Raw genomic sequence first — 13,582 nt, 5'->3', positions numbered from 1 at the left:
CAGCTTGCTTTGCGCCGCCTTGACTGTCCTGCTTATGGTTGCAAGCGTTGCATGCTCCATTGCCCGTCAGCACCGCGTGTAAACACGATGCGGTCGTGGAAGCGCGAACGGCGCCCCTGCCAGAATTCGATGCGTTCCGGCTGCAAACGGTAGCCGCCCCAGTGGGCCGGGCGCGGCGGTGGCGCGTCGCCGACGGCGGCCACCACGGCCTCGTAATTGCTTTCCAGTGCGGCACGGTCGGCGATAGGGGCGCTTTGCTGCGAGGCAATCGCCGACAAGCGGCTTTGCACGGGGCGTACATTGAAATACTCGTCGCTCTCGGCGGCCGTGGTTTTCACCACCGTGCCCTCGATGCGCACTTGCCGCTCCAGCTCGCCCCAGAAGAACAGCAGGGCGGCGTGCGGGTTGTGTTCGAGCTGCTGGCCCTTGTCGCTCTGGTAATTCGTGTACCAGGTAAAGCCACGCTCGTCGAACTGCTTGATCAGCACGATGCGCGAGCTGGGCTTGCCGTCGGCACTGACGGTGGACAAGCTCATGGCGTTCGGCTCCAGCACCTGGGCTTTGACGGCCTCGGCAAACCATTTCTGGAACTGGGCGATGGGATCGGCCAGCACATCCGTCTCGCTCAGGCTCGATTGCACGTAATCGGTGCGCATGGCCGCCAGCATGGCGGCCGCGTCCGGCTGGGCTGCCGTTGCGGGCGCCTCGGGAGCGATGCCGCGGCGGCGCTGCATGGCCGTGCCCAGCTGCTCCATCTGTTGCGCACTGAACAGGCGCTTGGCCATCGGTGCCAGCTGGCCCTCTTCCTTGCTCATGTGGGCCTGGTAGGCGGCCACATAGTCGCGCACGCCATGGGCGGACAGTTGCACGCCCGTGCCGGCCGCGATGGCGTCCAGTTCCGGGCGCAGGGTCAGCCAGGCCTGGTCCATGCGCTGGTGGTCGGCCAGGATTTCCGGCACCAGGGTCACCAGCAGGGCCGCATCGTCGCCCGTGGCCGTGGCCTGCAGCATGGGCATCAGGTCTTGCTCTTCATCGTCATGGTGCAGATGGGCGGCCTTATTGAAATATTGCAACACCGCCTTGGCCGCCTGCTGCGCGTCCGCCGTGTTGCCATGCTGCACCAGGTGGGCCAGCAGGTTTTGCAGGGTCGTCAGTTGCTTGCGGATCTTGTCGTGGCAATGCTTGAGCACGGCGATGGGCTGGTCAAAGCCGGGAACGGAGTCGAACAGGGGAGCGGTCATGGCGAGTTCTCGTGGTGAACGGTGTGGGGGCGCGGCGACAAACGGAGCTTGTCGCTGTGTCAATTCGGCTATTTTAGAATATCCGCCAGCGCAGTGTCCGTTAAAATGGCGCCATGCATACCTCCACCAATGAACTAATTTCCATGGACTTGACCGAGATCGATTTTGAACGGCGTTTCGGCGGCATAGCCCGCCTGTACGGCGCCCCCGCGCTGGAACGTTTTCGCGCGGCCCACGTGTGTGTGATCGGCGTGGGCGGCGTCGGTTCCTGGATCGTCGAAGCGCTGGCGCGCAGCGCCGTCGGCCGTCTGACCCTGATCGACCTCGACAATGTTGCCGAATCGAACATCAACCGCCAGATCCAGGCCATGAGCGACACCATCGGCAAGGCCAAGATCACGGCCCTGGCCGAACGCATCGAACTGATCAACCCCTTGTGCCAGGTCACGCAGGTCGAGGATTTCATCACCCCCGATAACCTGGAGCAGTTGCTGGGCGGGCGCGATTTCGACTATCTGGTCGACGCCATCGACAATGCCAAGGCGAAAGCAGCCGTGATCGCGTATTGCCGCGCGCGCAACATCCCCATGCTGACCATCGGCAGCGCGGGCGGGCAGACGGATCCGACACTGATCGCCGTGCGCGACCTGTCGAAGACGGAGCAGGAACCGCTGCTCAAGAGAGTACGAAAACTGTTGCGCACCGAATATGGTTTCCCCCGTGGCGTGAAAAACAAATTCAATGTCGATGCCGTGTTTTCCATGGAGCCGTTGAGCACGCCAGAGAGCGCGGAAGCGTGCGCCATCGATGGCACGCCCGCCGGCGTCACGGGCCTGAACTGTGCCGGCTTCGGTTCCAGCGTGGTGGTGACGGCCAGCTTCGGCATGGTGGCGGCCGCCCATGCGCTGAAAAGCTTGCGCCAGGACAAACCTGCTTCAGTGCCAGTGCCGGACGCTGCTTAAGTTCACCGCCTAAGTCAGTTTGCGGCTGGCCACGATACGGTAGTTGCCGCTGCTTTTCAGCGATTCCACCAGCACCAGTTCATCCGCCTGCCAGGCGACGGGCGCGAAGTCCTGGCTTGCCGGCGGCGGCGCCTGGCGCGCCAGGGTCACGTGCGGCGTAAAACGGTCGTGCTCGAAGCGGGGCGCCAACCCCTGTTGCGCCAGGCTGCGCATGCAGGCCGCGCGCAAGTCCAGCAGGGCCGGCGAGGGCTGCGCCAGGGCGGCCCAGGCCAGCGCCAGCTGCGTGAAGTGGCTGGCGTGGTCGAACAGCAAGGGCATGGGACGCGCCGGCAATTGTGCCAGGATAGCCAGCAGGGCCGGCAGGTCGCTGGCCGGGTGCTGGCCCAGGAAGGCCAGGGTCAGGTGCAGCTTGTCCACGCGCACGGGTTTGCCTTGCAGGCGCGCCTGCCAGGCGGCCAGCGCCGCGCGCGTGGCCGCGTCGGGCCACAGCGCGTAAAACAGGCGGGGGCAATGGGTATCGGGCGACAAGTTTTTCCTATCGTTGCGGCGGTTTGCTATGATTGGTGTTCCCTGCCCACTCGCATTGGCAGGGATCTCACCGAAACTCACTGAAAGAATACATCATGACGCGTAGCTCCGTTTTGTTTGCCCTGATCTGCTCCGTCGCCGCGTCGCTGGCGCAGGCACAGGCGCCAGCGCCTGTTCCCGCCTCCGCCGTCTCGTTGAGCCCTGGCCCTGTCGCCGATAAATTGATTCTGATCGACAACAAGGTCGGCACGGGCAAGGAAGCGTCCGTCGGCAGCAACGTCACCGTGCATTACACGGGCTGGCTGTACCGTCCCCTGGCGAAAGATTCGCGCGGCAAGAAGTTCGACAGCTCCGTGGGCCGTGGCCCGTTCGACTTCCCGCTGGGCAAGGGCATGGTCATCAAGGGCTGGGACCAGGGCGTGGCTGGCATGAAAGTGGGCGGCAAGCGCACCCTGATCATTCCAGGCGAACTGGCCTACGGCCCGCGCGGCGCCGGCAATGGCGACATTCCGCCGAACTCGGCACTGATCTTCGACGTGGAATTGCTGGACGTGAAGTAATTGTTCAGTTTGGCGGCGGCGCATGCTCGCGCTGCCGCCAAAACGCGGTAGACTGGATTCTTCTGTAATTGCTGTGGAGACTCCCATGAACATCGCCAACGACGTCACTGAACTGATCGGCAATACCCCCCTGGTGCGCATCAACCGCATCGCCGCCGGCAGTGTGGCCACCATCCTCGCCAAACTCGAATTCTACAATCCCGCCCACAGCGTCAAGGACCGCATCGGCCTGTCCATGATCGTCGCCGCGGAAGCCGCGGGCAAGATCCATCCCGATACCGTCATCGTCGAGCCCACCAGCGGCAACACGGGCATTGCGCTGGCCATGGTCTGCGCCGCGCGCGGCTACCGTTGCACCCTCGTCATGCCCGACACCATGAGCCGCGAACGGCGCATCCTGCTGCGCGCCTACGGCGCCGAGCTGGTCCTGACGCCGGGCAGCGAAGGCATGCTGGGCGCCATCCGCAAGGCCGAGGAAATGGTGGCGGCCGACCCGCGCTATCTGATGTTGCAGCAATTTAACAATCCCGCCAACCCCGCCATCCACCGCGCCACGACGGCCGAGGAAATCTGGCGCGACACGGAGGGGCAAGTCGACATCGTCGTCGCCGGCGTAGGCACGGGCGGCACGATTACCGGCATCGGTGAAGTGTTGAAGGAGCGCAAGCCCGGCCTGCAAGTGATCGCCGTGGAACCGGAAGCGTCGCCGATGCTGTCGAAGGGCACCAAGGGGCCGCATCCGATCCAGGGCATCGGCGCCGGTTTCGTGCCGCAGATACTGAACACGACCATCTACGACGAAATCATTTGCGTCAAGAACGACGACGCCTTCGCCACGGCGCGCCTGGCCGCCAGCGATGAAGGCTTGCTGGTCGGCATCTCGTCGGGCGCCGCCCTGTGGGGCGCCCTGCAAGTGGCGCGCCGCCCGGAAAACGCGGGCAAGACCATCGTCACCATCATCCCGTCGTTCGGCGAACGCTACCTGAGCACGGCCTTGTACGCTGGACTCGGCGATTGATTTTTATTAAGCAGTAGCGGCAGGTCTATGCCTTCCGCCAGCGCCCGGTTGCCCGCGTCGCCCGGGTGCAAATGGTCGCCCGAGTCGTAGGCGGGCAGCAGGCGCAGCGGATGGGCCGGGTCGCGCGCCCAGGCGTCGAAGTCGAGCACGGCGTCGAACAGGCCGCTGGCGCGTATCCACGCGTTCAGTTGCTGGCGCAGCGTCTCTTTTTCTTTTTGATAATAGTCGCTCAAGGGCGTGCCGGGCAGGGCGCCTTCGAACGGCGTCACAGTGGCGCCGATGACGCGCACGCCGCGGCTGCGCGCCTGGGCCACCAGCTGCGCGTAGCCGCTGCTTAATTCTTCCAGTGTCGGTCTTTGTGCCCGAGGCGCGAACGCCGTGCCGGGCCAGCTGATGTCATTGATCCCCAACAAGACGACCACCGTGCGCACGCCGGGCTGCGCCAGCACGTCGCGCTCGAAGCGGGCCAGGGCGTTCTCACCCATGCCGTCGGACAACAGCCGTCCGCCGGAAATGCCCGCATTGATCACGGCCACGCCGTGCGGCGCCAGGCGTTCGGCCAGGAAATCGGGCCAGCGCGCATCGATCCCCAGGCTGGCGCTGGCGCCATCGGTGATCGAATCGCCGAGGATGGCCACGGCTTGCGCCCCCGGCGCCGCCTCCACCTCGATGGCACTCAGTAAAAGGCGCGCCGTGGTGGTCTGCACGCCGGGTGCGTCATCGATGCGGAGGGAGCGCGTCTGGTCCTGCGGCGCAATCCACGCCGTCTCGCGGCCATCCCAGTGAAACGTGGCAGTCGCGCTGGGCTGCGGCAGGTGCACGCTCACCGTCAGGCGCGCCAGGTCCGGCACGGACAGGTCGATGGGGTCGCTGACGAGCGGCGCGCCCGGCGCCATGGTGGCCGCCGGCTGGCCGGAAAACGTCAGCGTGCGCAGGCTGCCCGCTGCGATGGCCGAACCGGAAGCGGCCAGCGCCACGGTGGCCGCGCCGATGCGCAGCGGCACCTTGCCATACGCATTCGACAGCACGATGCGCACGCGCGGGCCGCCCACGCTGAGGCGTGCCACCTGGCGCACGGTCTGTTCGTGCAGCACGGCGGGCACGTTGGCGGGAAGCACAAAGTCGCTGCCCCACACGGCTTGCGGGCTGGCTGTCCAGCTGGCCAGCCAAGTGGAGACGGGGGCTGGTGCAGGTTCGGCGTTGGCGGCCTGGAGCGGGCTGGCGCTGAATGCCAGGCTCAGCAGGGCGGCGGGGAGGAGGGAATATCGTTGCATGGCGGCTCGCTTCATCAAGGGGAATGTGCGCATGATGAAAGCAAAGCCATTTATGTACTAGACTATCCCATCGAAGAACATTTATGAGTTGAATTCACAATGGCCAGACTGGAAGTGAACCGTTCCGGCGAGCTGGAGGTGTTTGTGCGCGTGGTCGAGCTGGGCGGCTTTTCCGCCGCCGCGCGCGCCTGCGGCATGACGCCGTCGGCCGTCAGCAAGCTCGTGTCTCGGCTGGAAGAGCGCCTGGGCGCGCGCCTGCTGAACCGCTCCACGCGTCAGCTGCAGCTGACGGCCGAAGGCTGCGGCCTGTATGAACGGGGCAGGCAGGTGCTGGCGGCGCTGGACGAGGCCGAGCGCTGCGCGGGCGTGCAGGATGTGCCGCGCGGCAAGATCAGGGTGAATGCGAACGTGCCGTTCGGCCAGCATTTTCTGCTGCCGCTGGCGCCGCTTTTTCTCGAGCGCTATCCCGAGGTGACGCTCGACATCGTGCTGACCGATACCGTGGTCGATATCCTCGAGCAGCGCACGGACGTGGCCGTGCGGGCCGGTCCCCTGAAAAGCTCCAACTTGCTGGCGCGCAAGCTGGGCCAGACGCGCATGGCGATCGTGGCATCGCCCGCCTATCTGGCGCGGCGCGGCACGCCGCGGGCGCCGGCCGAGCTGGCGTCGCACAATCTGCTCGACGCCAATTACGCGCGCGCCCGCTCGGGCTGGCCGCTGCGCCTGCCCGAGGGCGACATCGTCGTGCCCGTCGTTGGCAATGCGCAGGCCAGCGATGGCGAAGCCTTGCGGCAACTGGCGCTGGCGGGACTGGGACTGGCGCGCCTGGCGGCGTTCCAGGTGCGCGCCGATATCGCGGCGGGCCGATTGCAGGCCGTGCTGGAAGCGTTCAACCCCGGCGACAGCGAAGACGTGCATGCCGTCTTCGTGGGGCAGGGCGGGCACGTGCCGCTGCGCGTGCGCGTTTTTCTCGACTTTCTGGCGCAGCATGTCGACCTGGCTTGATGCGATAGGCTGCAGGCGGACACGGCCGCGCAGTACAATATCGGACGGGCCGCAATGGTTCGGCCCGTATTGTGCCTTTGAATGGAAATATGTTCCTGGTAAAACCTGAACGCCGCCGCCTGCTGCAGGTGGGCGCAACCGTGGCTGTCATCGCGCTGGGCCTGGCCTCGCGCGCCTATCCCCAATTCCTCCCCGCCGCGCTCGGCAAGTATCCGGGCGACGCCCTGTGGGCCATGATGATCGTCTTTGCGCTGGGTATCTTCGCCACGCGCATGCGCACGTGGCAGCTGGCGCTGACTGCGCTGCTGATCTGCTTTGCCGTGGAATTCGGGCAGCTGGTCCAGATGCCCTGGCTCGTCGCGCTGCGCGCGCATCCGCTGGGGCACCTGGTGCTCGGTTCCACCTTCGGCTGGGGTGATTTGATCGCCTACACGGCCGGGGTAGCCGTGGCGGCGTTCATCGACAAGCTGGCGCTGTTCAAGCGCCGCTAGTCTTATTTGACGTTACCCTCCGCATCGCGCAGTTCCACGGGCGCCAGTTTCAGCTTGCTCAACTGCGGCGCGATCTTCGCCCGGTCGCCCACGCCGATGACGATCAGCTTTTCCGGCTGCAGGTATTTTTTGGCCACCTGCTGCACCTGCTTGTCCGTCACACCCGCAAAGCGCTGCGGCAAGGTCGCGTAATAGTCGAGGCCCAGGCCGTAGATATACGTGTTGGCCATGCTGGCGCTGATGCTGGCATTCGTCTCGAACTGGCCCGGCAGGGACAGCACCTGCGAATTGCGCGCATTCGACAATTCCTTGGCCGTCAAGGGTTTGGCCATCATGGCGCGGATTTCCTTGAAGGTTTCCGACACGGCCGCGCCCGTCACGTCGGTGCGCACGCCGGCCGCGATCGAGAACGGTCCCGGCTGGCTGCGGTACTGGAATTGCGAGCGCACGCCATACGTGTAGCCCTTCTCTTCGCGCAGGTTATTGCTTAGCCGACTCGTAAACAAGCCGCCCAGCGCCGCGTTCATCACTTGCAGCGGCGCATAGTCGGGTGTCGCGCGGGCCACGGCGATGGTCGACAGGCGCACGGCCGTCTGCGGCGCGCCCGGCTTGTCGACGAGGATCAGCCTGGCTTTCGTCGTGGCCGGCGCCGCCGTCACGGACGGCGCCACCGTACCCGCCTTCCAGCCGCCGAACTTGGCTTCGGCCAGTGCCTTCAATTGCGCCGCATCGATGTCGCCCGAGACGATCAGCGCCGCATTGTTGGGCACGTAATGCTGCTGCCAGAACGCCTGCAGGTCGGCGCGGCTGGTGGCTTTCAGGGCCGCTTCCGTGCCCAGCTGGATGGTGCCGTACGGATGCTGCGGACCGTACAGGGCGGCCGCTTCCACGCGGGCCGCCACGGCCGCCGCGTTTTCGCGCTGCTGCGCCAGTTCGCCGATGCGGCTGGCGCGCTGGCGTTCCACCTCTTCTTGCGGGAATTGCGGGTGCTGGACCACGTCGGCCAGCACGTCGAGCGCTTGCGGGAAGGTGGTTTTCAGCGACGTCAGCTGGGCGAACGAGGCATCAGCGCCGGAACCCGTGCCCAGAAAAGCACCGAGTTGCGCCACGTCATCGGCTATCTGCGGCGCGCTGCGCGTACTGGTCCCTTCCTGCAGCAATTGCGCCGTAAAGCCCGACAAGCCCGGCTGCGCCAGCGGATTGGCGCCCGAACCGCTCTTGATGACCAGCTGGCTGGACACGAGCGGCACGGCCGGGTTGTAGTTGTGGATCACGGTCAAGCCATTGCTCAGGGTGAAGGAGGTCGCTTGCGGCAGCACGATCTTCGGCGCGGGACCGGCCTTCGGCACCGCGTTGCGCCATGGCTCGTCCGCGTTGATGGCCGTGCCTGGCGCCGGCTTGACCTTGCCCGGCGCCGGCGTCGCCACTTCCGGACCCAGGTCCGGCTTGCCCGGTACTCCATACACGACCACGCGCGCCTGGTTTTTCAGGTAGGTGTCGACGGCGCGCTGCACGCCGGCCGCCGTCACCTGGCGGTAGCGCTCGATATCCTTGCCCAGGTAGCCGGGGTCGCCCAGGTACTGGTTGTACTGGTTCATCATGTTGGCATTGCCACCCACTTTTTCCACCTGGCTCAGCATGGCTGTTTCGATGCTGTTGCGGGCCCGTTCGATTTCCTTCTCGCTGGGCCCCTGGGCGCGCAATTGCTCCAGCTCCGCCTGCATGGCTTGCTCGATTTCCTCGGGCTGGTGGCCGGGGCGCGCCGTCACGTCGAGGGTGAACACGGAGGTGAGGGCGTTCGAGCTCTGGTTGGCGCCCACGTCCTGCGCGATCTGCTTGTCGTACACCAGCGATTTATATAAACGGCTGGACTTGCCGCCGGCCAGTATCTGCGCGGCCATCGACAGTTCCGCATCGTCCTTGGCATAGGCGGACGGCGTCAGCCAGGCCATGAAGACGCGCGGCAGCTCGACCCGGTCCTGCACCACGATGCGGCGCTCCTGCGTGATGGGCGGCGTCACGACGTCGGGCTTGGCCACGGCGGGGCCGCTCTTGAAGCTGCCGAAGTATTTATTGACCAGTTCCTTGGTCTTGGCCTTGTCGATGTCGCCCGCGATCACCAGGCTGGCATTGTTGGGACCATAGTATTTGGTGAAGAATTCCTTGATGTCGGCCAGTTTCGCGTTCTGGATGTCCGCGTGCGAACCGATGACGCTGGCGTAATACGGGTGGCTCTTCGGGAACAGCTGGTGGTACAGGGCTTCCTGCACGATGCCGTAGGGCGCGTTTTCCACGCTCTGGCGGCGCTCGTTGCGCACCACGTCCTGCTGGTTCGTCAGCGCCGTCTGGTCGAGGACGTCGAGCAGATAGCCCATGCGGTCGGAATGGGCCCACAGGGCCAGTTCCAGCTGGTTCGACGGCACCGTGTCGAAATAATTGGTGCGGTCAAAATCCGTGCTGCCGTTCGAATCGGTGGCGCCCGCGCCTTCGAGCAACTGGTCGGCCATGCCGCGCGGCACGTGCTTGGTGGCGGCAAACATCATGTGCTCGAACAGATGGGCAAAGCCCGTCAGGCCCGGCGCTTCATTCGCCGGTCCCACGTGGTACCAGATGTTGACGGCCGTGACGGGCAATTTATGGTCTTCCACGAGGATCACGTCGAGGCCGTTCGGCAAGGTGTATTTTTCGTAGGCGACATTGGGCACGGCCGTGGCTGCCGTCGCGGCAGCGGCGCCGGCGGCGTGGGCGAGCGTGAGCGGGGCGCCGTACAGCGACAGCATCAGGGCGGGAATGGCCAGCAATTTGATCGGTTTCATGCATGCTTCCAGGCTAGGGTGGGGAAGACGCTGCGGCCCGCTCGTGGCTGGCCCAGCGCGATGGTGCTACGGTCGGTGCTACGGTTGATACAGCAGGGCCGCGCCGCCCAGCACCAGCAGCGCGCAGGCGAGCGAGACGATGGCCGCCGCGCCCAGCAAACGCCATTCGCGCGGCGTAAAAAGGGGGACAGGCCCGGGCGCTTGCTGCATGGGCTGCGGCATGGCTGCGGCCGGTTCGGGCGGCAAGCCGCCCGTGGCGCGCGCCTGCGCCGCCAGCGCCTGCGTGGCGGCGTCCAGCAGGGCCAGCTGGCGCTCGACGGTGTCCGCCAGCACGGCTTCGTTCAGCGCCACGAGGGCGAATATCGGGTCGTCGACGTCGACCTTGATGCCCGTCTTGTCGAACACGTGGCTGCGCAGAGTGTGCCGGTCCATCTACCACTGCACCTTGTCGAGCTGTTCGAAGATGTCGCGGTAGACGACCTTGATGCGCTGCTTTTCCATGATGTTGAACTTGTCGTTCTGCAGCACTTCCTGCATCGTCAGGCGCGCCGTGTTCATTTTCTTGACGTCCGCGCCGAAGGTGTCGGGGTTGCGCTGGCTCAAAGTGATGCTGCCTTTTACGCGCGCGCGGTTGTCGGCATACGACTGCGATTCGACGAATTGCTTGCCGGACGCCGATTGCAGCAGGCCGAAGTGTTCGTTTTGCCACAGCACCAGCGGCACCTTCGTCGCTTGGGCCGTCGCGACAAAACCCGTAGCCGTGTCGTGCAGGGTGTCGCCGCCGCCGACGATGGTGTGGATGTACACCTTGCGGCCCGATTCTTCCAGCAGCGAAAAACAGTCGTTTTCCAGCAGGTAGCCCATCAGCGGCGAAAACGTGTTCGCGCCATTGTCGATCACGCAGTTGCCGTCCGTGTCGAGGATGTCGATCATCAGCGCGTCGAAGCGTTTCGGATCGATGTTGCGCGCATCCGTCATCACGGGCACATGCTTGACGTTCATCGCCTTGTAGCGCGAGAACGTGGCGTTTTCCTGATCGGTGTCGTAGCAGCGCAGCGGCGTGTCGTCCTTGCCGCCTATCCACTGGGCCAGCAGGGTCGAGACGAGGGTCTTGCCGATGCCGCCCTTGCCCTGCAGGATGAAATGTACCGTGTTTTGCATTGCGACTACTCCAAGTTGTTGCGTCAGTGACAATCAAAGATCCGTGACAGCGGCGCTGGCGCCCGGGCAGGCCACGACTGGCATTTTTACCACAATCCTTTGCAAAGATGCCATGCGCGCGCGCGAATCTGGTTATGATGTTAATCAGGATACCATTGATACAAAGCAAGTTTTGTGTGAAAAATGCACCCCAGAGTGTGAACGAGGACGCAGTGCCGATCTCCAGTCTCGATAAAGCCGACATTGACCGTTTGAATCAGCAAGCCCTGTCCTGTCTGATCGGCAACCGCCGCCAGGCACGCCGGCTGGCGCAGATGGCGCTGGCGGCGGCGCAACGGCAACAGTATGCGCGCGGCGGCGCATATGCGGAACTCAATCATTGCTGGCTGTCCTATTATGCGGGCGAAACGGAGCCGTCGTGCGAGCGTCTGCGCGACTATTTCAAGCACACCTGCGACCTGGAAGGCGGCATGGAAGTGGCCGCCCTGCAGGGCGCGTACGCGAGCCGGCGCGGCGACTTTGCCGATGCCGAGCAGCATTTCCTGCAGGCGCGCAGCCAGGCCGCGCAGATCCCCGACTCGCTGCACAAGTTCATGCTGTACGCGCGCCTGGGCGTCGATGCCCTGAACCGTGGCGATACGCAGGACGGCCCGCGCAATTTCCTGCTGGCGCTCGACATCGCCGAGCGTTTCGGCAGCCCCGCGCACCGGGTCAACAGCCTGTCGAACCTGGCGTCGTCGCAGCATGACCTGGGCAACGATGAAGACGCCATCCCCCTGCTGGTCGAGGCGCTCGACATCATCGGCACGCAAAAGCTCAAATACCAGCAAACCATCGTTTCGGCCAACCTGGCCATGTGTTTATTAGCCACCGGCAAGCCGGCCGAGGCGCTGGCGCTGGTCGAGCCGTTTTACGAGTGGCCGGAAGAAGACCTGGCCGTGCGCGCCTTCCTGTTCTGCATCGCCGCCCATGCCGCCATCCTGCTGCGCCAGCCCGAGAAGGCCTTGCAATTGCTGCTGCGGGCCGAAGACTATGCGCGCCGGGGCCAGGACCTGGAGGAGCAGATGCATGCATGGCTGGTGCGCGGCAAGCTGGACCTGCACGCGGGCCAGACGGCGCAGGCGCTGGCGTCCCTGACGCAGGCGCACAGCCTGCTGAGCTGGACGCGCAATCCGTTTCACCAGCAACAGATCCTGCGCGGCCTGGCCGACATCAATTCCCAGCTGGGCGAATGGCAAACCGCGTACGGTTTCCTGCAGCAATACCAGGCCGCGTACGAGGCCAGCAGCAAGTCGGCGCGCGCCTCGCGCAGCCTGATGCGCAACCTGGAAAAGGAAATGCACAGCCTGAAGGCCGAGCGCGACAAGGCGCTGGAGCTGCAGGCGGCGCGCGAATCGGAAAACGTCAAGCTCGAGCACCTGAACCGTGAACTGGCGCACCAGATCCTGCACGTCAATTCCCTGCAGGACAGCCTGAAGGAGCAGGCCATGCGCGACCACCTGACGGGCTTGTACAACCGCCGCCATTTCGAAACCTGCCTCAATGCCATCCTGCACGAGGCCGACGCGGATGCGCCCGTGGCCATCGCCATCATCGACCTGGATTTCTTCAAGCGCGTCAACGACACCTACGGGCATAATTTTGGCGACGAAGTGCTGATCCAGTTCGCGCGCCTGGTGGAAGGCCAGCTGCGCGGCAGCGACATGGTGTGCCGCTATGGCGGCGAGGAATTCTGCCTGCTGTTGCGCGAAGCCGACAGCCTCATCGCCGCGCACAAGATCGACGATATCGCCGCGCGCTACCGCCAGCTGCTGATCCAGCAGGCGCCGCACAGCTTGACGGGCTGCACCTTTTCAGCCGGCATTGCCGAATATCCGCGCCACGGCGCCGGCCGCCATGAATTGCTGATGCGCGCCGACAGCGCCCTGTACGCGGCCAAGCAGGCGGGCCGCGACCGCGCCTGCATCGCCGGCGCTACTGAATAAAACGCAGCAGTTCCCGCAAGGCGTGCGCCACCGCCTGCTCGCGCACGGCTTGCCGGTCGCCCGCGAACACCAGCCGCTGCGTCTGCACGCGCCCGTCCATGGCCCAGCCGAAGCAGACGGTGCCGACGGGCTTGCCCGGCACGCCGCCCGTGGGGCCGGCGATGCCCGTGGTCGAGACGGCCACCTGGGCTTCGCTGTGGGCCAGAGTGCCTTGCGCCATGGCGGCCGCCACTTCCTCGCTGACGGCGCCGTGTGCGGCGATCAGTTCGGCGGGCACGTCCAGCATGCTGGTCTTGGCCCCGTTGGAATAGGTGACGAAGCCCCGTTCGAACCAGGCGCTCGAGCCCGAGATGTCGGTGACGGCCTGCGCCACGCCGCCGCCCGTGCACGATTCGGCCGTGGCCAGCAACAGGCCTTTCGCCTGCAAGGCCAGGCCGACGGCGGTGGAGAGGGGGACGAGTTCCTTGCTCATGGATGGCTCCTGTGTGCGGTGAAAATGGTGGCAAGACTGTAGCATGGCCGACGGTAAAAGAAACTTTCC

13 protein-coding genes are annotated in these 13,582 nt (G+C 65.3%); 6 read left to right on the top strand and 7 right to left on the bottom strand.

Translation table 11 applies throughout. The features are described 5' to 3' along the window. Positions 1 to 32: 32 nt before the first annotated feature. Positions 33 to 1,241, bottom strand: coding sequence for a pyridoxamine 5'-phosphate oxidase (pdxH, locus tag AC3RCG_RS25930; RefSeq protein ID WP_070290924.1), 1,209 nt, complete (start codon positions 1,239 to 1,241; stop codon positions 33 to 35). Between the two features lie 113 nt (positions 1,242 to 1,354). On the opposite strand from pdxH, the gene tcdA reads away from it, so the two are divergent. Beyond that, positions 1,355 to 2,203, top strand: coding sequence for a tRNA cyclic N6-threonylcarbamoyladenosine(37) synthase TcdA (tcdA, locus tag AC3RCG_RS25925; RefSeq protein WP_492402231.1), 849 nt, complete (start codon positions 1,355 to 1,357; stop codon positions 2,201 to 2,203). Positions 2,204 to 2,212: 9 nt separating this feature from the next. On the opposite strand, the gene thpR is transcribed toward tcdA, so the two are convergent. Next, positions 2,213 to 2,731, bottom strand: a complete 519-nt coding sequence (gene thpR / locus AC3RCG_RS25920; protein ID WP_492402232.1) for an RNA 2',3'-cyclic phosphodiesterase — start codon at positions 2,729 to 2,731, stop codon at positions 2,213 to 2,215. A 95-nt stretch (positions 2,732 to 2,826) separates the two neighbouring features. On the opposite strand from thpR, the gene AC3RCG_RS25915 reads away from it, so the two are divergent. Beyond that, on the top strand, positions 2,827 to 3,291 hold the full coding sequence (locus AC3RCG_RS25915; RefSeq protein WP_034746152.1) for an FKBP-type peptidyl-prolyl cis-trans isomerase: 465 nt from the start codon (positions 2,827 to 2,829) through the stop codon (positions 3,289 to 3,291). A gap of 85 nt (positions 3,292 to 3,376) precedes the next feature. Then, the gene (gene cysK / locus AC3RCG_RS25910; RefSeq protein WP_492402234.1) at positions 3,377 to 4,309 is read left to right on the top strand and encodes a cysteine synthase A; all 933 of its coding nucleotides are present in this window, start codon (positions 3,377 to 3,379) and stop codon (positions 4,307 to 4,309) included. Here cysK and AC3RCG_RS25905 read toward each other — a convergent pair. Next, positions 4,270 to 5,583, bottom strand: coding sequence for an SGNH/GDSL hydrolase family protein (locus AC3RCG_RS25905; RefSeq protein WP_492402235.1), 1,314 nt, complete (start codon positions 5,581 to 5,583; stop codon positions 4,270 to 4,272). The genes cysK and AC3RCG_RS25905 overlap by 40 nt on opposite strands. A 99-nt stretch (positions 5,584 to 5,682) precedes the next feature. Between AC3RCG_RS25905 and AC3RCG_RS25900 the strand changes: the two genes are divergently transcribed. Then, the gene (locus AC3RCG_RS25900) at positions 5,683 to 6,588 is read left to right on the top strand and encodes a LysR family transcriptional regulator (RefSeq protein ID WP_492402236.1); all 906 of its coding nucleotides are present in this window, start codon (positions 5,683 to 5,685) and stop codon (positions 6,586 to 6,588) included. 89 nt (positions 6,589 to 6,677) lie between these two features. Then, positions 6,678 to 7,079 carry a ribosomal maturation YjgA family protein gene (locus AC3RCG_RS25895; RefSeq protein WP_070290930.1) on the top strand — a complete coding sequence of 134 codons (402 nt, stop codon included), beginning with the start codon at positions 6,678 to 6,680 and terminating at the stop codon, positions 7,077 to 7,079. Positions 7,080 to 7,081: 2 nt separating this feature from the next. Here the strand turns inward: AC3RCG_RS25895 and AC3RCG_RS25890 are convergent, their stop codons facing one another. The 3 genes from AC3RCG_RS25890 to AC3RCG_RS25880 form a co-directional block, all read right to left on the bottom strand. After that, complete coding sequence (locus tag AC3RCG_RS25890) at positions 7,082 to 9,895, bottom strand: M16 family metallopeptidase (protein WP_070290931.1); 2,814 nt, start codon at positions 9,893 to 9,895, stop codon at positions 7,082 to 7,084. Between the two features lie 78 nt (positions 9,896 to 9,973). After that, positions 9,974 to 10,327 (bottom strand): conjugal transfer transcriptional regulator TraM, encoded by a 354-nt coding sequence (locus AC3RCG_RS25885; RefSeq protein ID WP_070220322.1) that lies wholly within the window; start codon positions 10,325 to 10,327, stop codon positions 9,974 to 9,976. Beyond that, positions 10,328 to 11,056: a P-loop NTPase family protein gene (locus tag AC3RCG_RS25880; protein ID WP_070220320.1), complete on the bottom strand. Its 729-nt coding sequence runs from the start codon at positions 11,054 to 11,056 to the stop codon at positions 10,328 to 10,330. It abuts the gene before it with no gap. A gap of 212 nt (positions 11,057 to 11,268) precedes the next feature. On the opposite strand from AC3RCG_RS25880, the gene AC3RCG_RS25875 reads away from it, so the two are divergent. Beyond that, positions 11,269 to 13,041, top strand: a complete 1,773-nt coding sequence (locus AC3RCG_RS25875; protein WP_070291064.1) for a GGDEF domain-containing protein — start codon at positions 11,269 to 11,271, stop codon at positions 13,039 to 13,041. On the opposite strand, the gene AC3RCG_RS25870 is transcribed toward AC3RCG_RS25875, so the two are convergent. Beyond that, on the bottom strand, positions 13,031 to 13,513 hold the full coding sequence (locus AC3RCG_RS25870) for a CinA family protein (RefSeq protein ID WP_070290932.1): 483 nt from the start codon (positions 13,511 to 13,513) through the stop codon (positions 13,031 to 13,033). The genes AC3RCG_RS25875 and AC3RCG_RS25870 overlap by 11 nt on opposite strands. Positions 13,514 to 13,582 lie beyond the last annotated feature (69 nt).

It is taken from the genome of Janthinobacterium sp. GW823-FHT01H08 (assembly GCF_058797855.1).
This window is presented reverse-complemented; position numbering and strand designations above follow the sequence as displayed.

Excerpts from the sequence above, each read along its gene's own strand:
- tcdA (WP_492402231.1), top strand. The coding sequence starts at position 1,355 with ATGCATACCTCCACCAATGAACTAATTTCCATGGACTTGACCGAGATC.
- AC3RCG_RS25890 (WP_070290931.1), bottom strand. The coding sequence starts at position 9,895 with ATGAAACCGATCAAATTGCTGGCCATTCCCGCCCTGATGCTGTCGCTG.
- cysK (WP_492402234.1), top strand. The coding sequence starts at position 3,377 with ATGAACATCGCCAACGACGTCACTGAACTGATCGGCAATACCCCCCTG.
- AC3RCG_RS25905 (WP_492402235.1), bottom strand. The coding sequence starts at position 5,583 with ATGCAACGATATTCCCTCCTCCCCGCCGCCCTGCTGAGCCTGGCATTC.
- AC3RCG_RS25870 (WP_070290932.1), bottom strand. The coding sequence starts at position 13,513 with ATGAGCAAGGAACTCGTCCCCCTCTCCACCGCCGTCGGCCTGGCCTTG.
- AC3RCG_RS25885 (WP_070220322.1), bottom strand. The coding sequence starts at position 10,327 with ATGGACCGGCACACTCTGCGCAGCCACGTGTTCGACAAGACGGGCATC.
- AC3RCG_RS25915 (WP_034746152.1), top strand. The coding sequence starts at position 2,827 with ATGACGCGTAGCTCCGTTTTGTTTGCCCTGATCTGCTCCGTCGCCGCG.
- AC3RCG_RS25895 (WP_070290930.1), top strand. The coding sequence starts at position 6,678 with ATGTTCCTGGTAAAACCTGAACGCCGCCGCCTGCTGCAGGTGGGCGCA.
- AC3RCG_RS25900 (WP_492402236.1), top strand. The coding sequence starts at position 5,683 with ATGGCCAGACTGGAAGTGAACCGTTCCGGCGAGCTGGAGGTGTTTGTG.
- pdxH (WP_070290924.1), bottom strand. The coding sequence starts at position 1,241 with ATGACCGCTCCCCTGTTCGACTCCGTTCCCGGCTTTGACCAGCCCATC.
- AC3RCG_RS25880 (WP_070220320.1), bottom strand. The coding sequence starts at position 11,056 with ATGCAAAACACGGTACATTTCATCCTGCAGGGCAAGGGCGGCATCGGC.